The organism is Microbacterium sp. DWRC1-3 (genome assembly GCF_049896645.1).
GTDB lineage: Bacteria > Actinomycetota > Actinomycetes > Actinomycetales > Microbacteriaceae > Microbacterium > Microbacterium maritypicum.
The window spans coordinates 783,490-804,126 of the sequence record NZ_JAFCUS010000001.1 but is presented as its reverse complement, the minus strand read 5'-3'; the positions used below and the strand labels follow the sequence as shown (position 1 = coordinate 804,126).

Sequence of the window (20,637 nt, the reverse complement as noted above, 5' to 3'; positions counted from 1 at the left end):
TCCTCCGCACAGGAGGGGCCCGGGTTCTGTCGCGCCGTGGTGTGATCAAATCGTTATCGGACGTTTCCGCGCCGTTCCCTGGATTGGTCGGGACGTTCGGCGAATTCGCCTACTCTCGAAGTACGCACCGGGGGGTGCAGATCCAGCAGGTACGCAGGTCGGCACGCACCGATCGATGCGGGGGTGAGAGAGTATGCGGTTGTTCAGCGTAGGCGCAGGAGCGTCGGATGAACGCGCCCGACAGGGTGTCGCCGAGCATCCCTCTGCACCCATCCCGATCGTCGGTCCCGGCATAGGGGAGACCATCCGTGTCGCCCTCGGCGAAACCGGCTTCGAGACGTTCCCGCTCATGCTGGGTGCTGCGGAATTCGGCTGGAACGTCGATCTCGAGACCAGCCACGGCATTCTCGACCGCTACGTGGAGTTCGGCGGCAACGCGATCCACACCGCCGACGGCTTCTCCGGCGGGCGCAGCGAGCACATCATCGGGCAGTGGCTGCGTTCGCGGGGGCAACGTGATCGCAGCGTCGTCAGCGTTCGGGTCGGCGCGCATGCCGACAACCCGGGTCTCGGCTCGGTCAACCTCGTGCGCGCGGTCGAGGGCTCTCTGACGAGGCTGGGTGTCGATCGCATCGACGTCCTCTATCTCGACGCCACTCTCGATGCGACCACCAACCTCGAGGACACGCTGGCGACCGTCGAATGGATGACCGAGGCCGGGAAGATCGGTGCCCTGGGTGCCTTCGGCTTCGCGCCGGAGCGTCTGGTGGAAGCCCGTATCCTCGCTTCGGCCGGCTATCCGCGCATCCAGGTGATCGACGCGCCGTACAACCTCGTCCGTCGCCAGCCGTTCGAAGGCGATCTTCGACTCGTCGCCGGTGCGCAGAACCTCGCCGTGACGCCCTCCCATGCGCTCGAGCACGGTTTCCTCTCCGGGCGACACCGCAGCAAGGCGCTGACCTCACGCGGTGTGCGGGGCGAACAGCTGCGCGGGCATCTCAACCGTCGCGGGATCAAGATCCTGCGGGCGCTCGATCAGGTCGCCGAAGAGGTGAGCGCTCCCGTCGCGGCGGTCTCCATCGCGTGGCTGCTCGCTCAGCGCACGATCGCCGCCCCCATCGTGAACGCCTTCGCGAGCGATCACGTCGACGAGCTCATGCAGGGAGCCGGCGTGTCGCTCTCACGCAGCCAGGTCGCCGAGCTCACCCGGGCAGGGAACTGAGCATCGTCCCACCCGTGACATAGGGTGGAAGGGAGGCCCGGCGGATGCTGGCGATGAAGCGAGCGAGTTGTGACGCACTACATATATCTGGTCAGACACGGTGAACATCAGGACGCAGAGCATGGTCTCGCCGACGGACCCCTCTCCCCTCGGGGACAGCGTCAGGCGGAGTTGATCGCCGACCGGCTGTCGGGGCTTCCTCTCGATGCGGTCTGGCACTCGCCTCTGCTGCGCGCCAACGAGACGGCGCGGGCGATCGCGGCTCGTCTGCCGTCGGTCGACCCGGAGCCGACCGCACTGCTGTTCGACTGCGTGCCCACCGGTATGACCGATGAGACCCCGTCCGTGTTCGAGCCGTTCTTCGGCTCCATCACCGAGGCGGAGATCGAGGCGGGCCGGGCGCAGATGTCCGACGCCGTGAACGAGTTCCTCGTGCGCAAGACCGGCGACGTGCACGAGGTGCTCATCACGCACAACTTCGTCATCTCCTGGTTCGTCCGCGAGGTGCTGGCTGCCCCCGAATGGCGATGGATGACGCTGAACCAGTCGCACTGCGGCCTGACCGTCATCGCCCAGAAGCAGGGGCGCCCGTGGACGCTGCTCACCCACAACGACACCGGGCATCTTCCGGTCGAACTGCGCACGGGCATCCCCGACGCACTCCTGGTCTGAGCCGACCGCTCGCGGCGGACGACTGCGTGACGGACCCGCGCGCCCCGGGCCTGACTCGGTCGCCCGCGAAATAGACTGAGCGCATGACCACGCAGGTAGCACTCGTCGGCGGAACCGGGAAACTCGGCTCGATCATCCGTGCGGTGATCGACGAGCTCGAAGGCTTCGAGGTGAGCCGCGTGCTCACCTCCTCGAGTGATCTCTCCGAACTCGACGGCGCCGACCTGGTGGTCGACGCGTCGACGCCCCAGGTGAGCGTCGAGGTCGTGCGGGCCGCGGTCGAGCACGGCATCAACGTGCTGGTCGCCACCTCGGGCTGGTCCTCCGAGCGCATCGCCCTCGTGCGTCCCCTCGTCGAAGCCGCCGGCACCGGCGCGGTCTTCATCCCCAACTTCTCGCTGGGCTCGGTCCTCGGATCCGCACTGGCTGCTGCCGCAGCGCCTTTCTTCGGATCCGCGGAGATCATCGAGGCACACCGTGAGACCAAGATCGACTCACCGAGCGGGACAGCCGTGCGCACCGCCGAGCTGATCGCCGCCGCTCGCGCGGATCAAGGCCCGGTCAGTGCACCGCACGCCGATCAGCGCGCACGTGGACAGCAGGTCGGCAGCGTGCCGATCCATTCGCTGCGGCGTCCCGGTGTCGTCGCCAAGCAGGAGGTCATCCTCTCCGGCCCCGGTGAATCGCTCACGTTCACGCACGACACGATCGACTCGGCGCTCGCCTACGCCCCCGGCATCCGGCTCGCCGTGCCGTTCGCGGTGAAGGCCACCGGTGTGTTCGTCGGTCTCGAGCACATGATCGACATCGGCATCCGGTCGTGATGTCGCGTATCGGCGTCGCGCTCATGGCGGCGGCGCTGCTGGTCTACCTCGCCGTCGCGATCTGGCTCGCCGTGATGTTCATCTCGGTCGGCACCCCGGTCTCGATCGGCATGGGCATCACTCTTCTCGTGCTGGCACCGATCGGAGCCTGGGCACTCGTCCGCGAGATGATGTTCGGCTTCGGTGCCGACCGGCTGGGGCGCCTTCTCGACGCGGAAGGCGGGATGCCACCGGTCGAGACCGAGTTGACCCCCAGCGGGAGGATCGCTCGCGCCGACGCGGATCCGCTCATCGCGCGGTACACCGCGGAGGCGGATGCCGCAGGCGACGACTGGCGTGCGCGCTACCGGCTCGGCGTCGTCCAGGATGCGGCCGGCCGCCGCAAGGATGCCAGGGCCAGCATCCGCGAGGCGATCCGCCTCGCGCGACGCTGACCCCGACGGCATGCTCAGGCGAGCGTGGCCTCGAGGGTGATGTCGATCCCGGCGAGCGCCTGAGACACCGGGCATCCGGTCTTGGCGCCGTTCGCGATCTCCTGGAACGCCTCGGGCGTGAGGTTCGGGACCGTCGCGTTGACATTGAGGTGGCTGCCGGTGATGCCGACGCCGGGCTTGAAGGTGACCGATGCCGTCGTGTTAACGCGCTCCGGCGGGGTTCCGTTCTCGGCGAGGGCGTGCGAGAGCGCCATGCTGAAGCACGACGCGTGCGCGGCGGCGATGAGCTCCTCCGGCGTCGTCGTGGTGTCGCTGCCTTCGCTGCGGGCCTTCCAGTTGATCGGGAAGGTGCCCAGGCTCGACGACGAGAACGCGACCGTGCCGGATCCCTCCATGAGCGATCCGGTCCAGGTGCTGGCGGCTTCGCTGGTGACGGGCATGATTCCTCCGGTTCTCGCACTGCGGGCGCAGCATCGACTCGTGGTCAGCCTAGCGATCGTCCCTCTGCCGGGGAACAGTCGTCAGGAGGCGGGCGCTTCACGTCCGATGAGGCCGGCGCGCTGCAGCAGGAGGTAGAGCTGGCAGCCCAGGCAGAACGCGAACGCGGCGTTGAGGAAGGCGGCCAGGAACGCGGCCGCCGTCGCGATCGGGAGAGCCCACGCGACGCCGAGGAGGTGCAGGACGAGGCCGATTCCCACGACGACGAGTCCGACACCCTGCGAGAACCGCGGCGGACGCGGATCCTCGAGTTCGGTGGGCGGCGTCAGGCGTGGTCGCACCACTGAGCGGAAGAGCGCACCCCAGGGCGCCGTCCGCGGCGACACGAGCCCCCACAGGAACAGCAGCGCGATGACGAGTGCCAGGAGGAAACCGGGGTCGAAGGCACGCTGGGCGAGGGATACCGAGGCGATCGCCCATCCGGACGGCGTGAAGGTGGCATCGGCGAGCGGCTGGTAGGCGAACCAACCGGTGCCGCCCCTGGCCGTCGAGATCCCGATCAGTGCCAGGAACGTCGCCAGCAGCAGCAGGACCGCGGTGATCGCAGCGGCGAATCGTGGGCCTCGGGGGTCGATGCCTGCGGGAATGCTCATGGGGCTCCAGTCTTTCCGCTCACACGGCGGCGAGGGCGTCGGTGAGCGCGTGGCGGTCGGGGACACCGTGGAATCGTGCGCGGACGGCGCCGGAATCGTCGACCACGAAGGTCGTCGGCGTCTGCAGGACTCGGTAGCGAGCCGAGAGATCCGGGCGGTGCGTCAGATCCACCTCCAGATGACGGAGATCGTCGTGCTCGGCTGCGTAGGCGCCGAGCAACCGTCTCACCTGGGGGCACCGTGCGCACATCTCCGTGCTGAACTGCACCAGTGTCGCGCGGGAACCGAGTTCGGCGGCGGCATCTGCGGGGTCGAAGAGGAGGGCGCCGCCGTCGCGTCGTCGTCCATCGCGACGGCGCAGCACGATGCCGACGATCGTCGCGAGCACGAGGAGTGCGGCGGCGATCCCCAGGGCGGCTGCGGGCGACATAGGTCGAGAATATGTCGTGCGGTGAAGGGCCAGGGCCGATGTTTCCGACCATGACGAACGTCCCACGCTCGGGAGCTCATCCGCCCGTGGGAGGTGAGGGTGGCGGTATCGTGGCTTTCATGAGCGCAGCCGTCCCGACTCCTTACGAAGACCTGCTCCGCGACGTGCTGGAGAGCGGCACGCACAAGTCCGATCGCACCGGAACGGGCACGACGAGCGTCTTCGGTCGACAGATCCGCTTCGACTTGTCGAAGGGATTCCCGCTCATCACCACCAAGCGTGTGCACTTCAAGTCCATCGCGTACGAGCTCCTCTGGTTCCTGCGTGGCGATTCCAATGTGGGGTGGCTCCGCGACAACGGCGTCACGATCTGGGATGAGTGGGCAGACGAGTCCGGCGACCTGGGGCCGGTCTACGGGGTGCAGTGGCGGTCGTGGCCCACCCCGGACGGTGGGAGCATCGACCAGCTCTCCGAGGTCATCGAGCAGATCCGCCGCTCGCCCGACTCCCGGCGGCTCATCGTCTCGGCCTGGAACCCCGCTGACATCCCCGACATGGCTCTCGCCCCCTGCCACGCCCTGTTCCAGTTCTACGTCGCCGACGGCAAGCTCTCCTGCCAGCTCTACCAGCGCAGCGCCGACATGTTCCTCGGCGTGCCCTTCAACATCGCCTCGTATGCGTTGCTCACGATGATGATCGCCCAGCAGGTCGGCTTGGAGCCCGGAGACTTCGTGTGGACGGGCGGCGACTGCCACGTCTACGACAATCACGTCGAGCAGGTGCGTGAGCAGCTCAGCCGAGACCCCTACGAGTATCCGACGCTGCGCTTCGCGCGGAAGCCGGAATCGATCCTCGACTACCGCTACGAGGACTTCGTGGTGGAGAACTACCAGCACCACGCGCCGATCAGGGCGGCGGTGGCGGTATGACCTGGGTCGGGCTGATCTGGGCCGAGGCCCACGGCGGCGTGATCGGCGCCGAGGGCGGGATGCCCTGGCACGTGCCGGAAGACCTGGCGCATTTCAAGGACGTCACCCTCGGCGCGCCCGTGGTGATGGGCCGCAAGACCTGGGATTCGCTTCCGGAGCGCTTCCGACCGCTCGCCGGCCGCGACAACATCGTGGTGACTCGGCAGCAGGACTGGTCCGAGGACGGTGCGCGCCGAGCGGCCACGGTCGCGGAAGCCGTGCGCGGGCTCGACAGGGCATGGATCATCGGCGGTGCGGAGATCTTCCGCCAGGTGATCGGTGACGCGGATCGGCTGGAGGTCACCGAACTCGATCTCGACGTCGCCGGCGACGCCTACGCACCGGCCAAGACGGGCTGGCGGCTCGTCGACGAGGGGGAGTGGCGCACCTCACGCACCGGCGTCCGCTACCGCTTCCTCGGATACGAGCGCTGATGCCCACTGCACTGATCACCGGAGCCAGCGCCGGACTGGGCGCAGAGTTCGCTCGTCAGCTCGCGCGGCGTCGCGCCGATCTCGTCTTGGTGGCGAGGTCGGAGGAGGCTCTCGCGGAGCTGGGTGCGCAACTGCGGAGCGAGTACGGTGTCGCGGTCGAGATCATCGCCGCCGACCTGGCGGATGAGAGCGGTGTGGAGAAGGTCGCCGAGCGGCTGCGCGACGCGGCTGACCCGGTCGACCTCCTGGTGAACAACGCCGGGTTCGGTCTTCCCCTGCAGTTCGCCGACAACGACATCGACGACGAGGTGCGTCACCTGCGGGTGCATGTCGAAGCATCGATGCGTCTCATGCACGCGGCGCTGCAGTCCATGCGCGGCCGCGGCGGGCGCATCATCAACGTGGCGTCGGTCGCGGGGTTCATCTCGCGGTCGACGTACTCCGCCTGCAAGGCGTGGTTGATCGGGTTCAGCCGCTGGGCGAACGCCGAGTACGGCCGTGACGGCGTCTCCGTGACGGCGTTGTGCCCGGGATTCACTCATACGTCGTTCCACGAGCGCATGGGGCTCGCGGTCGGTGAGGAGGGTGTTCCCGCCATCATGTGGCTGAATGCGCGCGACGTCGTCCGCGTCGGTCTGCGTGATGCGGCCCGCGGCAAGTCCGTCTCGGTGCCGTCGCTGCGCTACAAGGTGCTCGTGGCGCTGACGCGCGTCCTGCCGAGCTCGCTGACATCGGGTGTGGCGCGTCGGGGCCGCGTCTGACCCTGGCGCGTGCGATCCGCAGAGGTCAGCGGAAACGGCCGAGCCGGATCCCCGCCTTCGCGATCGCTGCGATCGACTCCCCATCGGTGATCGTGCCGTCCGCGATCATGCCCAGCACGGTCTCGAACGGAACCCATGAGACGGCCTGGATGCCCTCTTCGGCCTGAGTCTCAGCAGTGCGCGCGTCGCCCTCGCCGGATGCCTCTTCGTCTTCTGCGGCAGGTCGGAGGTCGCGTGCGAGGAAGACGTGTTCGGCGGCCTCGGCGATACCGTTCAGCGCGTGCATGGTGCCCAGCGGCACCCAGTCACCGGCCTCGAAGCCGGTCTCCTCGCGAAGTTCCCGCCGGGCCGCGACGAGCGGAGCCTCACCGTCGCTGCCTCCCGCAGGCACCTCGATGGTGGTGCCCACGGTGTAGCGGTCGATCGTGACGAGACAGATGCGGTCGTCGTCATCCACGGCGACGATGAAGACCGCCGGATGCTGCATGGTGACGACGCCGTAGATGCCGTCGTCACCGGCCGGTCCTGTCACCCGATCCTCACGCACACGGATCCAGGCGTTCTCGTACTTCGTCTCGCTGTCGCGTGTGACCCATGCCATCCTTCGAGCGTACGGCGCACCTGCGACCGCATCCGCGTCACCGCGTCCGCATGAGCGGCAGTCGAACCTATACGCTTGGGTCTATGACGCATTCGGGCAACCCTTTCGGACAGGTTCTCGTCGCGCTCGTCACTCCGATGACGGCCGACGGTGAAGTCGATTGGCCCGCCGTCGAGAAGCACATCGATGACGTGATCACCGCGGGAGCGGACGGCATCGTCGTGACGGGGACGACCGGCGAGACCTCGACCCTGACGGACCCCGAGAAGCTCAAGCTCGTCGAGGTCGGCAGATCCGTCTCCGCCGGTCGCGCCAAGATCATCACCGGCGGTGGCTCCAACGAGACCGCCCACGCGATCGAGCTCTACAAGGCCAGCGAGAAGGCCGGCGCCGACGGCATCATGATCGTCACGCCGTACTACAACAAGCCGACTCAGGCCGGCATCCTCACGCACTTCCGTCTGGTCGCCGACGCGACCGACCTCCCGGTGATCCTTTACGACATCCCCGGCCGCACGGGTGTGCCGATCAAGTACGAGACCATCCTGCGTCTCGCGAAGCACCCGAACATCCTCGCCGTGAAAGACGCCAAGGGCGACTTCTCCGAGGTGAGCCGCGTGCTCAACCAGACCGACCTGATGTACTTCTCGGGCGACGACGCGAACGTGCTCCCGCACCTCGCGATCGGGGCCACCGGCCTCATCGGTGTGACGGCGAACGTCGCCGCTGCGCCGTACCGCACGATCATCGACGCGGTGAACGCGGGCGATCTCGCCACCGCCACCGCGGAGCACAAGCGCCTCGAGCCGCTCGTGCGTGCGGTGATGACGCACGTTCCGGGAACGGTCGCGGCCAAGTACATCCTGCACGGACTCGGCCGCATCTCGAGCCCGCGCGTCCGACTTCCCCTGGTCGGCCCCGAGGAATGGGAGGCCGCGCTCATCGAAGATGAACTCGACCTGGTCCAGAACGTCCCCGGTGCCGACTTCTCGAACTTCCGCCCCGACCGCAACGCGGCCGCGGGCGGTGCCCTGCCCAAGGTGCACGGCACGACGCGCTGAGTCGCGTCGCCACGAACGAACGGACGCGCGGAGTGTCCGACTGAGGAGACAGCATGTCCATTCCCCTGGTAGAACCGACCGCTCTCGAAGACGGGACGCTGCGGGTCGTCCCGATCGGCGGCCTCGGCGAGATCGGTCGCAACATGACCATGTTCGAGTACGACGGCAAGATCCTGATCGTCGACTGCGGCGTGCTCTTCCCTGAGGAGCACCAGCCCGGTGTCGACCTGATCCTGCCGGACTTCGAGCCGATCCGCGATCGCCTGGATGACATCGTCGGCGTGGTGCTGACGCACGGACACGAGGACCACATCGGCGCGGTGCCGTATCTGCTGCGTCTGAAGAGCGACATCCCGCTGATCGGATCCGGGCTCACCCTGGCACTGGTCGAGGCGAAGCTCAAGGAGCATCGCATCAAGGCCTTCACCCTCACGGTGAAGGAAGGTCAGCAGGAGCGGGTCGGTCCGTTCGACCTGGAGTTCGTCGCGGTCAACCACTCGATCCCGGATGCGCTGGCCGTCGCCATCCGCACGCCCGCAGGCATGGTGCTCGCCACCGGTGACTTCAAGATGGATCAGCTGCCGCTGGACGGCCGCATCACCGACCTGCGCGCATTCGCCCGCCTCGGTGAAGAGGGTGTGGATCTGTTCCTCGTCGACTCGACGAACGCCGATGTCCCCGGCTTCACGCCGACGGAGCGCTCCATCGGTCCCGTGCTCGACCAGGTGATCGCGAAGGCGCCTCGTCGTGTCATCGTCGCGAGCTTCTCCAGCCACGTCCACCGTGTGCAGCAGGTGATCGACGCCGCGCACGCCAACGGTCGCCGCGTCGCATTCCTCGGCCGCAGCATGGTGCGCAACATGACGATCGCGGAGCAGCTCGGCTACCTGAAGGTGCCGGACGGAGTCCTCATCGACTTCAAGAAGGCCCGCGACCTCCCCGACGAGCAGATCGTCTACATGTCCACCGGCTCCCAGGGCGAGCCGATGGCGGTGCTCAGCCGTATGGCGAACATGGACCACGCGATCGAGATCAGTGAGGGCGACACGGTCATTCTCGCCTCCAGCCTCATCCCGGGCAACGAGAATGCGGTCTATCGCGTGATCGACGGGCTCACCAAGCTCGGTGCCAACGTCGTCCACAAGGCCAACGCGAAGGTGCATGTCTCCGGGCATGCCGCGGCGGGCGAGCTGATCTACTGCTACAACATCCTGAAGCCGAAGAACGTCCTCCCGGTCCACGGCGAGTACCGGCACCTGATCGCCAACGCCAAGCTGGCGCAGGACACCGGTGTCCCCGAGGAGAACACGATCATCGCCTCCAACGGCACCGTGATCGATCTCAAGGACGGGGTCGCGAAGGTCACCGGTCAGCTCGACCTCGGATTCGTGTACGTCGACGGCTCCACCGTCGGCGAGATCACCGATGCCGACCTCAAGGATCGCCGTATCCTCGGCGAGGAGGGCTTCATCTCGGTGATCGTGGTGGTGGATGCCGGCACCGGCCGTATCATCTCGGGACCGGAGATCCACGCGCGCGGCGTCGCCGAGGATGATTCGGTGTTCGACGACGTCACGCCGAAGATCATCGCGGCGCTCAAGGAGGCATCGGGCAACGGCGTTCGTGACACCCATGCGCTGTCGCAGGTCGTTCGACGCACGATCGGTCGCTGGGTGAACCAGCGGCTGCGTCGTCGTCCGATGATCGTTCCGCTCGTCATCGAGGCGTGACGCTGGGGGAGTCCGCTCCCCGCTCACGGGTGGCCGTCACGTCGATGTAACACAGCGGGCCTATGCTCGCGTCATGTACAGGGACTTCTCCCTTCGCAGGGCGGCGCAGACGGATGCGATGTTCCTCGGCGACATGCTCGTCGAGGCCGCCAATTGGCGTGCCGGGGGAGTGCGTCCGCGGCACGAGGTGCTGACCTCTGCCGACCACAGGCGTTACCTCGCGGGGTGGAAGCGCATGGCCGACGACGGACTGGTGGCCACCGCTTCGGACGACGTCCCGGTCGGGGCCGCGTGGTATCGGGTGCTCCCGCAGGACGCCCCGGGATTCGGCTTCATCGGCGTCGCCGTCCCGGAGCTGATCATCGGAGTGCATCCCCTCTGGCGTGCGCGTGGCGTCGGACGCTCGCTGCTGCGCGGCATCGTGCACCTCGCCGGCTCTCAGGGACATGCGCGCATCAGCCTGAGCGTCGAACGGGACAACTTCGCGCGCAACCTGTATCGCGCCGAGGGCTTCGCCGTGGTGAGGGAGGGCGAGAGCCGGGACACGATGGCGCGCGGCACGGCGTAGCTGCGCCCTCTCGGATCCGGGGAAAGCCGCGTCATTACGCGGAGATGTCGGCTGGTGGACGTAACGTGAGAGCATGGCCAGGAGTACCACGAAGACAGAGAGCGCGTCGACCAGCGCACCGTCGCGCCCGAAGCGGCAGACGGCTCCCAAGGCCCCGCCCGCTCGCAAGGCGCAGCCCGCTCCCAAGAAGTACATCGACGAGACAGACAAGCCGCCGGTCGCCGTCCGGGCCTGGGTCGGGCTGGCGCACGGTGTCGGCGGACTCTTCCGCGCGTTCGGCCCTGAGACCCTCGAGAAAGACGATCGTCGCGACGGTTTCCCCTTCCTCCTCGTGCTCCTCGCCGTGCTGGGCGCGGTCAACGAGTGGTTCTTCATCGGCAACGAAGTCGCTGCGAACATCAGCGCGTACTCCGTCGGGCTGTTCGTCGGGCGTGTGGCCTTCATCATGCCGGTGCTGCTTCTGCTGCTCGCCGGCTGGCTGTTCCGTCACCCTTCGTCAGTTCATGACAACGGGCGAATCGGAATCGGATTCGGAATGTTCGTCCTGGCGCTCGCGGGGATATTCCACGTCGCCGGGCCCCGCCCGCATCCGAACCAGGGGATGCCAGCGCTCAGTGAATCGGGTGGGCTGCTCGGCTGGCTCGTGGGACAGCCCCTGACCTACCTCACCGACATTCCCGCGTACATCGTGCTGTCGCTGCTTGCGGCACTCAGCATCCTGATCCTCACCAAGACACCGCCGAACCGTATCGGTGCCCGCCTCGGCGACCTGTACGCCTGGATGTTCGACGCCGAACGCCCGGAGAAGCCTGCCAAGGACGCTGCGGCGATCGATGACGCCGACAAGGTCGACGACCCCGATGTGCTGCCCTGGTGGCGGCGCAACAAGACCGGTCGGGAAGAAGATCCCGACGAGGGCACCCTCGGCTCGGATGACATCACGGCGCTGCTCACGACCTCCGATCCGACTCCCGCCTACGACCAGGCGGTCGTCGTCGAGAACCCGTATGACGCGGCCACCGAGGTGCTGTCCGATGTGAGGTCCGTCGCCGACTCCCTCGCGGAGCAGCAGACCACGGCGCTCCTCGACGACTCCTCCGACACCGGAGAGGTGCCGGAGCTTCCCGGCCTCGACGGCTTCGGCACCGAGGGCCCCGGCGATCGCGGACCGCAGGCTCCCGTGACGCCCTACATCCTGCCCTCTCCCGGCCTCCTGGTCGAAGGTCCGCCGCCGGTGATGCGCTCCGAGGCCACTGACAAGGTGATCGAGCAGATCACCAGTGTGCTGTCGCAGTTCAAGGTCGATGCGAAGGTCACCGGGTTCTCCCGCGGACCGACGGTCACGCAGTACGAGGTCGAGGTCGGCCACGGCGTCAAGGTCGAGAAGATCCTGCAGCTGAGCAACAACTTCGCCTACGCGGTGGCATCGAACGACGTCCGCATCCTCTCGCCGATCCCCGGCAAGAGCGCGATCGGCATCGAGATCCCCAACGCCGACAAGGAGATGGTGGCGCTCGGCGACGTGCTGCGCTCGCCCGTCGCGCAGAAGAGCACGCACCCGATGACGATCGGCGTCGGCAAAGACGTCGGCGGCAACATCGTCATCGCGAACCTCGCCAAGATGCCCCACCTCCTGGTCGCCGGTTCCACAGGCTCTGGTAAGTCGAGCTTCGTGAACTCCATGATCACGAGCCTGCTGATGCGCGCTCGCCCGGCCGATGTACGCATGGTGCTGATCGACCCGAAGCGCGTGGAGCTCACCAGCTACGCCGGTGTCCCGCACCTGATCACGCCCATCATCACGAACCCCAAGAAGGCGGCGGAAGCGCTGCAGTGGGTCGTGAAGGAGATGGACATGAGGTACGACGACCTCGCATCCTTCGGCTTCCGTCACATCGACGACTTCAACCGTGCCGTGCGTGCGGGCGAGGTCGAGCTGCCGGTGGGCAGTGAGCGCGTTCTGAAGCCGTACCCGTACCTCCTGGTCGTGGTCGATGAGCTCGCCGACCTCATGATGGTCGCCCCTCGCGACGTGGAGGACTCGATCGTGCGAATCACGCAGCTGGCGCGAGCCTCCGGCATCCACCTCGTCCTCGCGACGCAACGTCCGAGTGTCGACGTCGTCACCGGACTCATCAAGGCGAACGTCCCCTCTCGTCTGGCCTTCGCCGTCACCAGCGTCACCGACAGCCGCGTCATCCTCGACAGCCCCGGCGCCGACAAGCTCATCGGTCAGGGTGATGCGCTGTTCTCGCCCATGGGCTCGTCCAAGCCGTTCCGTCTGCAGGGCGCCTGGGTCGACGAGAAGGAGATCGACGCGGTCGTCAAGCACGTCACCCGTCAGGCACGTCCGGACTATCGTCCCGATGTGCAGGAGGCGATGGAGCCGACCAAGAAGAAGGAAGTCGACGAGGACATCGGCGACGACCTGGAGCTGCTGCTCGCGGCCGCCGAGCTCATCGTCTCGTCCCAGTTCGGCTCGACGTCGATGCTCCAGCGCAAGCTTCGTGTCGGCTTCGCGAAAGCCGGTCGCCTCATGGACCTGCTGGAGTCGCGCGAGATCGTCGGTCCGTCCGAGGGATCCAAGGCGCGAGACGTGCTGGCCACGGCCGAGCAGCTCCCGCAGGTCATGGCGAAGCTCCGCGGCGACGACGTGCCGGCCACGCCGTCGTCATCGGCAACCCCTGCCGCTCCGCCCGTCCCGCCCCTGCCTCAGTCACATGATCCGATCGCGGCCCAGTACGAGGGGCTTCCCGAGGTGGAGGCCGAGGGCGACGAAGACGCCTGGGGCCTGACGGGACGCGACTGATGGCCATTCCTCGGCAGCTTCCCAACGCCATCACCGTCGCGCGCATCCCGCTGGCGGTCGTCTTCTTCATCCTCTTGCTGCTGGGCGGCCAGTACGGCCTTCCCGACCCCGGCCTCCGTTGGGCCGCCGCGATCATCTTCATCGTCGGTATCTCGACGGACTGGGTTGACGGCTACCTCGCACGCAAATACGACATCGTCAGCGACTTCGGCAAACTCTGGGATCCCATCGCCGACAAGATGCTCACGGGCGCTGGGTTCATCGGGCTCGCCATCCTGGGCGAGGTCAGCTGGTGGATCGTGGCGATCATCCTGGTGCGCGAGTGGGGGATCACGATCCATCGGCTCATGGTCGCCAGCGAGCATGTCGTCGCCGCGGCCTGGATGGGCAAGATCAAGACGGCATTCCAGGGGGTCGCGCTCGGCTGGGCACTGCTTCCGTTGCACTACCTCATCGGTCTCGACGCCTGGACGCTGATCACCTTCATCCTCATGCTCATCGTCCTGGTGCTCACGGTGGTGAGCGGCATCGACTACATCGTGGCGCAGGTGCGGGGTTCGCGCCGGAAGCCATGAGCGAAGAGAGCGCCGCGGTCCTCGCAGCGCTGGGTCGGCGCGGGTGGACGCTCGGGATCGCCGAATCGCTGACAGGTGGCGCTCTGTGCGCGGATGTCGTCGCCATCCCCGGCGCATCCGCGGTGCTTCTCGGGGGCGTCGTGGCCTACGCGACGCCGGTGAAGGCGACCGTGCTGGGAGTGGACGCGGCTCTTCTGGCCGCACACGGACCGGTGCACCCGCAGGTCGCTCTGCAGATGGCCGACGGCGTCAGAGACGTGGTCGGTGTCGGGGGCGCGCCAGCCGATGTAGGCGTGTCGACGACGGGGATCGCCGGCCCGGACTCCCCGGACGGCCAGCCGGTCGGCACTGTGCACATCGGAGTCGTAACCCCTGTGGCGTCGCGGACCACGGCCTTCCACTTCAGCGGGGACCGCGACGCGATCCGGGCGCAGGCCGTGGCGGCAGCACTCCGAGAGGTGCTCGCGGTGGTGGCGGAATAGTGACGCCCTCGGCCTGGTTATCTCTCTTGTGCTCACACTAAAACCACAGAGTGCAGGGGTAGATTCTGTGCAGGCCAGGGGTACTAGACTGGCTGTCTCATCGGGGGAGACCTCGAACGATCACATGGGGAGGAGGTTCCGATGATTCTTGTTCGACAGGAAATCGGCGATGTGCTGAGGGACTTCCGCCTGCAGAAGGGGCGCACGCTCCGGCAGGTCGCAAGCAAGGCATCGGTTGCCCTCGGCTACCTCAGTGAGGTCGAGCGCGGGCAGAAGGAGGCATCGAGCGAGATCCTCGCATCTGTCGCCGATGCGCTCGACGTTCCCATCTCGACGATCATGCGCGAGGTCGGAGATCGCATCTCCGTGCTCGAGGGCATTCAGGTGTTCCCGGATGTCGTTCCGGACGACCTCGTGGCCTCGATCGAACCCCAGCTCTCTCTGCACTGACCCACGGTCAGGCCAGCGATGCGTCGTAGCGAGTTTCTCCGCGCCGTCGAGACAGAGTTCCAGGCGCGTGCCTCCTCTCTGGTGAACGACCTCGGTCTCAGCGCCGTCGGCGGCCGTACGGCTGTGGAAGCGCTGGCCGACGGCACACCACCGCGCGAGATCTGGTTGGCGCTGTGCGCCGAGATGGATGTGCCGGAGAACAGGCGGCATGGCGTCGGCAGGCAAGAGCCGCGCGGACGCTGATCCGTCCCTCGATGTCCGATGCCTACGGGACACGCGATGAGATCCACGGCGTGTCGTCGAAGATCTGTTCGAAGCGGGCGTAGTCTTCTGCACAAGTGGTTCAGGGAGTCTGTTCTCCACGGTATGTGAGCTCGCGGCGTCGATGTCGGTGGCCTCTCCTACGGTGGAAAACGAGCCGAAGAGCCATTACGCCTTGTCGGAGAGTTTCTCCCAACCGGGAGAGCCGCGACAGCCTACAGGCGGCATCACGCGCGCAGAAGGAGCACATCATGCCATCACCCGCCGACCGCGAGAAGTCCCTCGAGACCGCCCTCGCCCAGATCGACCGCCAGTTCGGAAAGGGCTCGGTCATGCGGCTGGGCAGCGATGAGCGTGCCCCCGTGGCCGTCATCCCCACCGGCTCCATCGCCCTCGACGTCGCCCTCGGCGTCGGAGGTCTCCCGCGTGGTCGAATCGTCGAGATCTACGGACCGGAGTCCTCGGGTAAGACGACTCTCACCCTGCACGCGATCGCGAACGCTCAGCGCGCCGGCGGCATCGCCGCCTTCATCGACGCCGAGCACGCGCTCGACCCGGATTACGCCGCGAAGCTCGGTGTCGACATCGACGCGCTTCTGGTCTCCCAGCCCGACACCGGTGAGCAGGCGCTCGAGATCGCCGACATGCTCGTGCGCTCGGGGGCCATCGACCTCATCGTCATCGACTCCGTGGCCGCGCTCGTCCCTCGCGCCGAGATCGAGGGTGAGATGGGTGACTCGCACGTGGGTCTGCAGGCGCGACTCATGTCACAGGCGCTGCGTAAGCTCACGGGTGGTCTGAACCAGACCAACACCACGATGATCTTCATTAACCAGCTTCGCGAGAAGATCGGTGTGTTCTTCGGCTCGCCCGAGACCACCGCCGGTGGTAAGGCGCTGAAGTTCTACGCCTCGGTCCGCATGGACATCCGTCGTATCGAGACGCTGAAGGATGGCACCGACGCCGTCGGAAACCGCACCAGGGTGAAGGTGGTGAAGAACAAGATGGCACCGCCCTTCAAGCAGGCCGAGTTCGACATCCTCTACGGCGTCGGCATCTCCCGCGAAGGCAGCCTGATCGACTTCGGTGTCGAGCACGCCATCGTGAAGAAGTCGGGCTCGTGGTACACCTACGACGGAGACCAGCTGGGCCAGGGCAAGGAGAACGCGCGAACGTTCCTGCTCAACAACCCCGACATCGCGCTGGCCATCGAGACGCAGATCAAGCAGAAGCTCGGCATCGGCGGCGCGGCTGTGCCGGCGGCTGCAGACGAGCTCGCCGAGCGTCGTCCGGCCTGATGAACGACACTCGTGGGGGCGATCCGGATCGGGTCGCCCCCATCATCCCTCTCTTCGGCGGTGCATCGAAGAAGCCTGCCTCGACGCGACCGGCTCAGAATCCGGAGCGTGGCCAGGAGGCGGAAGAACCTTCGCCACGTACCGGCGATGCGGCCGTGTGGCGTACGACCTGGGACGCGCCGCCCGCGGGGGTTTCCCGTATCGACGAGAGCGACGCAGGCACACCCAGCGATCGGCACCCCGCACGAGGAGTCAGGGGCAGCTCTGCCGCGGCGTCTCGCTCGGCAGGTTCCGCTCCTCGTCTCCGTGCGCTCGGCGACGAGCCGAGCGACGGCATCGACAGTGGAGAGACGGCGTCGCCCGACGAGATCCGAGTCTCCGCAGAAGAGTCGCTCGTGCGCAAGCTGCGGGCTCGGTCGTTGTCCATCTCCGAGTCGCGGCAGATGCTGAGGGGCGTGGGGCTCGACAGCGGCATGATCGACGACGTGATCGACGACTTCTGTCGTCGTGGCTATCTCGATGATTCCGCTCTCGCGGGGGTTCTCGTGACGTCGGGTGTGGAACGGAAAGGCCAGGGGAGGGTGGCCCTGTCTCGCGCGCTCGCCCAGCGGGGCATTCCGCGCGACGTGATCGACGCTGCTCTCGACGAGCTGCCTGACGATGACGACGAACGTGCGCTCGAGTTCGCACGTGGCAAGGCGCGATCGATGGGGCGACTTGACCCCGACACGGCTCTCCGTCGATTGGTGGGCCAGCTCTCCCGTCGCGGCTACAACGGAGCTGTGGCGATGAAGGCCGCGAAGTCCGCGCTGCGGGAGGCCTCCTTCGGCGGTCCGACCTCCGGTGTCCGCTTCGTCGATTCCGACTGAGGCGGCGACACGCCCCTGCTCGGCAGCGGCTCGTACAATGGGGTGATCATGACTATCCCGCGCAGTGAACCGACGATCATCGGCGCGTCCTCGGCAGCCGTCGACGACGACGGACGACAGCGATCGTATGAAGTGCGCACCTTCGGGTGCCAGATGAACGTGCATGACTCCGAGCGTCTTTCGGGGTCGCTGGAGAGCGCGGGCTACGTACGTGCGCTCGACGGCGCCGAAGCCGACGTGGTGATCATCAACACGTGCGCGGTCCGCGACAACGCCGCGGGCAAGCTGTACGGCACGCTCGGACACCTCGCATCCGTCAAGCGGCGCAAGGACGGTATGCAGATCGCGGTCGGCGGTTGTCTGGCGCAGATGGACAAGCAGGCGGTCCTCGACAAGGCCCCCTGGGTCGACGTCGTGTTCGGCACGCACAACATGGGCTCGCTCCCGGGGCTTCTCGAGCGCGCACGGCACAACGGCGACGCCGAACTCGAGATCCTCGAGTCGCTCGAGGTCTTCCCCTCCACACTGCCGACCAAGCGCGACTCTGCACACAGTGGCTGGGTCTCCATCTCGGTCGGATGCAACAACACGTGCACCTTCTGCATCGTGCCGAGCCTTCGCGGCAAGGAGAAGGATCGACGTCCCGGCGACATCCTGAACGAGATCCGCCTCCTCGTCGAAGACGGCGCGATCGAGGTCACGCTCCTCGGCCAGAACGTGAACTCCTACGGGGTGGAGTTCGGTGATCGTCAGGCATTCGGCAAGCTGCTGCGGGCGGCCGGCGAGATCGAGGGGCTGGAGCGCATCCGATTCACGAGCCCGCATCCTGCGGCGTTCACCGATGACGTGATCGACGCCATGGCCGAGACCCCGAACGTGATGCCGCAGCTGCACATGCCGCTCCAGTCGGGAAGCGACCGCATCCTCAAGGCGATGCGCCGCTCGTACCGCAGCGAGCGATTCCTCGGGATCCTCGACCGGGTTCGCGCCCGCACCCCGAATGCCGCCATCACCACCGACATCATCGTCGGCTTCCCCGGCGAGACCGAGGAGGACTTCGAGGACACGATGCGGGTCGTCGAGCAGGCTCGTTTCTCCAGCGCTTTCACCTTCCAGTACTCGATCCGCGAGGGCACGCCCGCCGCGACGATGGAGGACCAGGTGCCGAAGGAGATCGTGCAGGCGCGCTACAACCGCCTGATCGCGCTCCAGGAACGCATCTCTCTGGAGGAGAACCAGAAGCAGGTCGGTCGCGAGATCGAAGTCCTGGTCTCCACGGGTGAGGGTAAGAAGGACACCGAGACCCACCGCCTCACGGGGCGTGCCGAAGACAACAGGCTCGTGCACTTCGAGGTCACTGATGGCTCTGAGCTGCCCCGCCCCGGTGATGTCGTCACCGTGACCGTCACGCACGGCGCCCCGTTCCATCTGCTGGCCGACGATCCGACGGGGGCGCCGCTGAAGATCCGTCGCACCCGCGGTGGAGACGCCTGGGACCGCTCGCAGTCCGAGTCGTGCGCCGTTCCCGCTCCGAGTGGCGACGGAGGGCCGAAGGCCGTCTCGCTCGGGCTGCCCACGCTGCGTGTCGGCGTGTGACCGGACCACGACTCTGGGCGATCGTCGGGGCGACCGGCACCGGCAAGAGTGATCTCGCGATCGACCTGGCGGAGGTGCTGCGGGAGCAGGGCAATCCGGCCGAGATCGTGAACGCCGACGCCATGCAGCTCTATCGCGGAATGGATGTCGGCACCGCCAAAGTGCCGATGGGCGAGCGGCGGGGCGTTCCGCATCACCTCTTCGACGTCCTCGAGGTCGATGAGGACGCGGCCGTCGCGTGGTACCAGCCCCGGGCACGTGCTGCGGTGGAGGATATCCACCGCAGAGGCGGTGATGCGATCCTCGTCGGCGGTTCTGGCCTCTACGTGTCGAGCGTCGTTTTCGACTTCCGGTTCCCTCCTCGCGATGCGGAACTGCGTGAGCGCCTCGAGCGGGAACTCGAGACCCATGGAACCGCGCAGCTGCTCGAACGTCTGCGCATACTCGATCCCGAAGCGGCCGCGCGTGTCGATCCGCGTAATCCTCGTCGTGTCGTGCGTGCCCTCGAGGTGCTCGAGCAGGGGAGCGCGACACACGGTGCGGCCCTCCCCGAACGTCCCGTCCTCTGGCATCCGCACACGCGTCTCATCGGTCTCCGCGTCGACCGCGCAGCTCTCGTCGAGCGCCTCGATGCCCGCGTGGAGCGCATGTGGGACGGCGGGATCCTCACCGAGGTGGGGGAGCTACGCGCACGGGGGCTCGAACGCGGTACGACGGCGCCGCGTGCGATCGGCTATGCGCAGGCGCTCGCCCAGCTCGAGGGGTCCCTCACCGAACGTGAGGCGATTGCACAGACCCAGGCGCTCACACGGCGGTATGCCCGCCGGCAGGTGTCGTGGTTCAAGCGCTATCCCGACCTCGAATGGTGGGATGCTCCGGCGGAGGCCGCCACGCTCCTGCGCGCCTGACCATCTCCATGTCGGTGCCTCCTGCGATGCTGGCCGCATGACGAAGACCCACTTCTATACCGCTTCCAGTCTCGACGGGTTCATCGCCACCGAGGAGCACTCCTTGGACTGGCTGCTCACGCAGGACATCGACCAAGACGGACCGATGGCGTACACGGGGTTCGAGCGCAGCATCGGAGCTCTGGCGATGGGGTCGTCGACCTACGAGTGGGTGATGCGCCACGAGGAGGGACGGTGGGGCTACACGCAGCCCACGTGGGTGTTCACGCACCGTGAGCTGGAGCTGCCGGCCGGTGCTGACGTCAGACTGACCCAGGCCGATGTCAGCATGGTGCATGCAGAGATGGTGCAGGCGGCAGAGGGGAAGGATCTCTGGGTCGTGGGCGGGGGAGACCTGGCAGGCCAGTTCGCCGACGCGGGGCTGCTCGACGAAGTGTGGGTCCAGTACGCACCGGTGACGCTCGGCTCGGGCGCTCCACTGCTTCCGCGCAGGCTCGACCTCGAGCTGCTCGAGGTGGCTCGCAACCGCAACTTCCTCTGCGGGCGTTACCGACTCGCGCGGCACTGAGTGGTCGGGCGTGATCCCTAGACTG

24 protein-coding genes are annotated in these 20,637 nt (G+C 67.2%); 20 read left to right on the top strand and 4 right to left on the bottom strand.

Annotation, left to right across the window (positions count from 1 at the left end; translation table 11 throughout):
* Positions 1–193: 193 nt before the first annotated feature.
* The 4 genes from ACP699_RS03895 to ACP699_RS03880 all read left to right on the top strand — a co-directional run bounded on the left by ACP699_RS03895 (position 194) and on the right by ACP699_RS03880 (position 3,152).
* Positions 194–1,222, top strand: a complete 1,029-nt coding sequence (locus ACP699_RS03895; protein ID WP_127482475.1) for an aldo/keto reductase — start codon at positions 194–196, stop codon at positions 1,220–1,222.
* Positions 1,223–1,291: 69 nt separating this feature from the next.
* Positions 1,292–1,894: a histidine phosphatase family protein gene (locus tag ACP699_RS03890; RefSeq protein WP_055868738.1), complete on the top strand. Its 603-nt coding sequence runs from the start codon at positions 1,292–1,294 to the stop codon at positions 1,892–1,894.
* An 83-nt stretch (positions 1,895–1,977) separates the two neighbouring features.
* Positions 1,978–2,718, top strand: coding sequence for a 4-hydroxy-tetrahydrodipicolinate reductase (gene dapB / locus ACP699_RS03885; protein WP_055872742.1), 741 nt, complete (start codon positions 1,978–1,980; stop codon positions 2,716–2,718).
* A complete protein-coding gene (locus ACP699_RS03880; protein ID WP_017830915.1) occupies positions 2,718–3,152 on the top strand; it encodes a hypothetical protein in 435 nt (144 codons plus the stop codon). Before dapB ends, ACP699_RS03880 begins: the two co-directional genes overlap by 1 nt.
* Positions 3,153–3,166: 14 nt before the next feature.
* Here the strand turns inward: ACP699_RS03880 and ACP699_RS03875 are convergent, their stop codons facing one another.
* The 3 genes from ACP699_RS03875 to ACP699_RS03865 all read right to left on the bottom strand — a co-directional run bounded on the left by ACP699_RS03875 (position 3,167) and on the right by ACP699_RS03865 (position 4,673).
* Entirely contained in the window at positions 3,167–3,592 is a 426-nt protein-coding gene (locus ACP699_RS03875; RefSeq protein ID WP_017830914.1) for an OsmC family peroxiredoxin, read from the bottom strand.
* An 81-nt stretch (positions 3,593–3,673) separates the two neighbouring features.
* Positions 3,674–4,243: a DUF4395 family protein gene (locus tag ACP699_RS03870; protein WP_055872740.1), complete on the bottom strand. Its 570-nt coding sequence runs from the start codon at positions 4,241–4,243 to the stop codon at positions 3,674–3,676.
* Between the two features lie 19 nt (positions 4,244–4,262).
* A complete protein-coding gene (locus tag ACP699_RS03865; RefSeq protein ID WP_055868733.1) occupies positions 4,263–4,673 on the bottom strand; it encodes a thioredoxin family protein in 411 nt (136 codons plus the stop codon).
* 119 nt (positions 4,674–4,792) lie between these two features.
* On the opposite strand from ACP699_RS03865, the gene ACP699_RS03860 reads away from it, so the two are divergent.
* Genes ACP699_RS03860 through ACP699_RS03850 form a run of 3 tightly spaced genes read left to right on the top strand, consistent with a single transcriptional unit; the run spans position 4,793 to position 6,836 of the window.
* Positions 4,793–5,602: a thymidylate synthase gene (locus ACP699_RS03860; protein ID WP_055873172.1), complete on the top strand. Its 810-nt coding sequence runs from the start codon at positions 4,793–4,795 to the stop codon at positions 5,600–5,602.
* Positions 5,599–6,075, top strand: coding sequence for a dihydrofolate reductase (locus tag ACP699_RS03855; protein WP_017830910.1), 477 nt, complete (start codon positions 5,599–5,601; stop codon positions 6,073–6,075). Before ACP699_RS03860 ends, ACP699_RS03855 begins: the two co-directional genes overlap by 4 nt.
* Entirely contained in the window at positions 6,075–6,836 is a 762-nt protein-coding gene (locus ACP699_RS03850) for an SDR family NAD(P)-dependent oxidoreductase (RefSeq protein ID WP_288968082.1), read from the top strand. The genes ACP699_RS03855 and ACP699_RS03850 overlap by 1 nt, the downstream gene beginning before the upstream one ends.
* Positions 6,837–6,861: 25 nt before the next feature.
* Here ACP699_RS03850 and ACP699_RS03845 read toward each other — a convergent pair whose 3' ends face one another.
* A complete protein-coding gene (locus ACP699_RS03845; RefSeq protein ID WP_127482471.1) occupies positions 6,862–7,437 on the bottom strand; it encodes an NUDIX domain-containing protein in 576 nt (191 codons plus the stop codon).
* Positions 7,438–7,520: 83 nt separating this feature from the next.
* Between ACP699_RS03845 and dapA the strand changes: the two genes are divergently transcribed.
* From dapA to ACP699_RS03780, 13 genes are all read left to right on the top strand, one after another.
* Positions 7,521–8,498 (top strand): 4-hydroxy-tetrahydrodipicolinate synthase, encoded by a 978-nt coding sequence (dapA, locus tag ACP699_RS03840; RefSeq protein WP_017830907.1) that lies wholly within the window; start codon positions 7,521–7,523, stop codon positions 8,496–8,498.
* A gap of 53 nt (positions 8,499–8,551) precedes the next feature.
* A complete protein-coding gene (locus tag ACP699_RS03835; RefSeq protein WP_055868726.1) occupies positions 8,552–10,228 on the top strand; it encodes a ribonuclease J in 1,677 nt (558 codons plus the stop codon).
* 73 nt (positions 10,229–10,301) lie between these two features.
* Positions 10,302–10,796 carry a GNAT family N-acetyltransferase gene (locus ACP699_RS03830; protein ID WP_288968084.1) on the top strand — a complete coding sequence of 165 codons (495 nt, stop codon included), beginning with the start codon at positions 10,302–10,304 and terminating at the stop codon, positions 10,794–10,796.
* Between the two features lie 73 nt (positions 10,797–10,869).
* Complete coding sequence (locus tag ACP699_RS03825) at positions 10,870–13,605, top strand: DNA translocase FtsK 4TM domain-containing protein (protein WP_426169309.1); 2,736 nt, start codon at positions 10,870–10,872, stop codon at positions 13,603–13,605.
* The gene (gene pgsA, locus ACP699_RS03820) at positions 13,605–14,180 is read left to right on the top strand and encodes a CDP-diacylglycerol--glycerol-3-phosphate 3-phosphatidyltransferase (protein ID WP_017830903.1); all 576 of its coding nucleotides are present in this window, start codon (positions 13,605–13,607) and stop codon (positions 14,178–14,180) included. Before ACP699_RS03825 ends, pgsA begins: the two co-directional genes overlap by 1 nt.
* A complete protein-coding gene (locus tag ACP699_RS03815) occupies positions 14,177–14,662 on the top strand; it encodes a CinA family protein (protein ID WP_141388011.1) in 486 nt (161 codons plus the stop codon). Before pgsA ends, ACP699_RS03815 begins: the two co-directional genes overlap by 4 nt.
* Positions 14,663–14,803: 141 nt before the next feature.
* The gene (locus ACP699_RS03810; RefSeq protein ID WP_017830901.1) at positions 14,804–15,112 is read left to right on the top strand and encodes a helix-turn-helix domain-containing protein; all 309 of its coding nucleotides are present in this window, start codon (positions 14,804–14,806) and stop codon (positions 15,110–15,112) included.
* 18 nt (positions 15,113–15,130) lie between these two features.
* The gene (locus ACP699_RS03805) at positions 15,131–15,355 is read left to right on the top strand and encodes a DUF3046 domain-containing protein (protein ID WP_055868718.1); all 225 of its coding nucleotides are present in this window, start codon (positions 15,131–15,133) and stop codon (positions 15,353–15,355) included.
* A gap of 269 nt (positions 15,356–15,624) precedes the next feature.
* Entirely contained in the window at positions 15,625–16,671 is a 1,047-nt protein-coding gene (recA, locus tag ACP699_RS03800) for a recombinase RecA (RefSeq protein WP_055868716.1), read from the top strand.
* A 155-nt stretch (positions 16,672–16,826) separates the two neighbouring features.
* On the top strand, positions 16,827–17,540 hold the full coding sequence (locus ACP699_RS03795; RefSeq protein ID WP_426169303.1) for a regulatory protein RecX: 714 nt from the start codon (positions 16,827–16,829) through the stop codon (positions 17,538–17,540).
* 48 nt (positions 17,541–17,588) lie between these two features.
* The gene (gene miaB, locus ACP699_RS03790) at positions 17,589–19,136 is read left to right on the top strand and encodes a tRNA (N6-isopentenyl adenosine(37)-C2)-methylthiotransferase MiaB (RefSeq protein ID WP_426169300.1); all 1,548 of its coding nucleotides are present in this window, start codon (positions 17,589–17,591) and stop codon (positions 19,134–19,136) included.
* Complete coding sequence (gene miaA / locus ACP699_RS03785; RefSeq protein WP_426169297.1) at positions 19,133–20,044, top strand: tRNA (adenosine(37)-N6)-dimethylallyltransferase MiaA; 912 nt, start codon at positions 19,133–19,135, stop codon at positions 20,042–20,044. Before miaB ends, miaA begins: the two co-directional genes overlap by 4 nt.
* A gap of 37 nt (positions 20,045–20,081) precedes the next feature.
* Positions 20,082–20,612 carry a dihydrofolate reductase family protein gene (locus ACP699_RS03780; RefSeq protein ID WP_141388016.1) on the top strand — a complete coding sequence of 177 codons (531 nt, stop codon included), beginning with the start codon at positions 20,082–20,084 and terminating at the stop codon, positions 20,610–20,612.
* Positions 20,613–20,637 lie beyond the last annotated feature (25 nt).

What these genes read in the sequence shown, in the direction of transcription:
- ACP699_RS03805 (WP_055868718.1), top strand. Translation starts at nt 15,131, where the DNA reads ATGCGTCGTAGCGAGTTTCTCCGCGCCGTCGAGACAGAGTTCCAGGCG.
- miaB (WP_426169300.1), top strand. Translation starts at nt 17,589, where the DNA reads ATGACTATCCCGCGCAGTGAACCGACGATCATCGGCGCGTCCTCGGCA.
- ACP699_RS03855 (WP_017830910.1), top strand. Translation starts at nt 5,599, where the DNA reads ATGACCTGGGTCGGGCTGATCTGGGCCGAGGCCCACGGCGGCGTGATC.
- dapA (WP_017830907.1), top strand. Translation starts at nt 7,521, where the DNA reads ATGACGCATTCGGGCAACCCTTTCGGACAGGTTCTCGTCGCGCTCGTC.
- ACP699_RS03810 (WP_017830901.1), top strand. Translation starts at nt 14,804, where the DNA reads ATGATTCTTGTTCGACAGGAAATCGGCGATGTGCTGAGGGACTTCCGC.
- ACP699_RS03860 (WP_055873172.1), top strand. Translation starts at nt 4,793, where the DNA reads ATGAGCGCAGCCGTCCCGACTCCTTACGAAGACCTGCTCCGCGACGTG.
- dapB (WP_055872742.1), top strand. Translation starts at nt 1,978, where the DNA reads ATGACCACGCAGGTAGCACTCGTCGGCGGAACCGGGAAACTCGGCTCG.
- ACP699_RS03850 (WP_288968082.1), top strand. Translation starts at nt 6,075, where the DNA reads ATGCCCACTGCACTGATCACCGGAGCCAGCGCCGGACTGGGCGCAGAG.
- ACP699_RS03815 (WP_141388011.1), top strand. Translation starts at nt 14,177, where the DNA reads ATGAGCGAAGAGAGCGCCGCGGTCCTCGCAGCGCTGGGTCGGCGCGGG.
- pgsA (WP_017830903.1), top strand. Translation starts at nt 13,605, where the DNA reads ATGGCCATTCCTCGGCAGCTTCCCAACGCCATCACCGTCGCGCGCATC.
- ACP699_RS03830 (WP_288968084.1), top strand. Translation starts at nt 10,302, where the DNA reads ATGTACAGGGACTTCTCCCTTCGCAGGGCGGCGCAGACGGATGCGATG.
- ACP699_RS03865 (WP_055868733.1), bottom strand. Translation starts at nt 4,673, where the DNA reads ATGTCGCCCGCAGCCGCCCTGGGGATCGCCGCCGCACTCCTCGTGCTC.
- ACP699_RS03825 (WP_426169309.1), top strand. Translation starts at nt 10,870, where the DNA reads ATGGCCAGGAGTACCACGAAGACAGAGAGCGCGTCGACCAGCGCACCG.
- ACP699_RS03845 (WP_127482471.1), bottom strand. Translation starts at nt 7,437, where the DNA reads ATGGCATGGGTCACACGCGACAGCGAGACGAAGTACGAGAACGCCTGG.
- ACP699_RS03880 (WP_017830915.1), top strand. Translation starts at nt 2,718, where the DNA reads ATGTCGCGTATCGGCGTCGCGCTCATGGCGGCGGCGCTGCTGGTCTAC.
- ACP699_RS03780 (WP_141388016.1), top strand. Translation starts at nt 20,082, where the DNA reads ATGACGAAGACCCACTTCTATACCGCTTCCAGTCTCGACGGGTTCATC.
- recA (WP_055868716.1), top strand. Translation starts at nt 15,625, where the DNA reads ATGCCATCACCCGCCGACCGCGAGAAGTCCCTCGAGACCGCCCTCGCC.
- ACP699_RS03895 (WP_127482475.1), top strand. Translation starts at nt 194, where the DNA reads ATGCGGTTGTTCAGCGTAGGCGCAGGAGCGTCGGATGAACGCGCCCGA.
- ACP699_RS03835 (WP_055868726.1), top strand. Translation starts at nt 8,552, where the DNA reads ATGTCCATTCCCCTGGTAGAACCGACCGCTCTCGAAGACGGGACGCTG.
- ACP699_RS03870 (WP_055872740.1), bottom strand. Translation starts at nt 4,243, where the DNA reads ATGAGCATTCCCGCAGGCATCGACCCCCGAGGCCCACGATTCGCCGCT.
- ACP699_RS03875 (WP_017830914.1), bottom strand. Translation starts at nt 3,592, where the DNA reads ATGCCCGTCACCAGCGAAGCCGCCAGCACCTGGACCGGATCGCTCATG.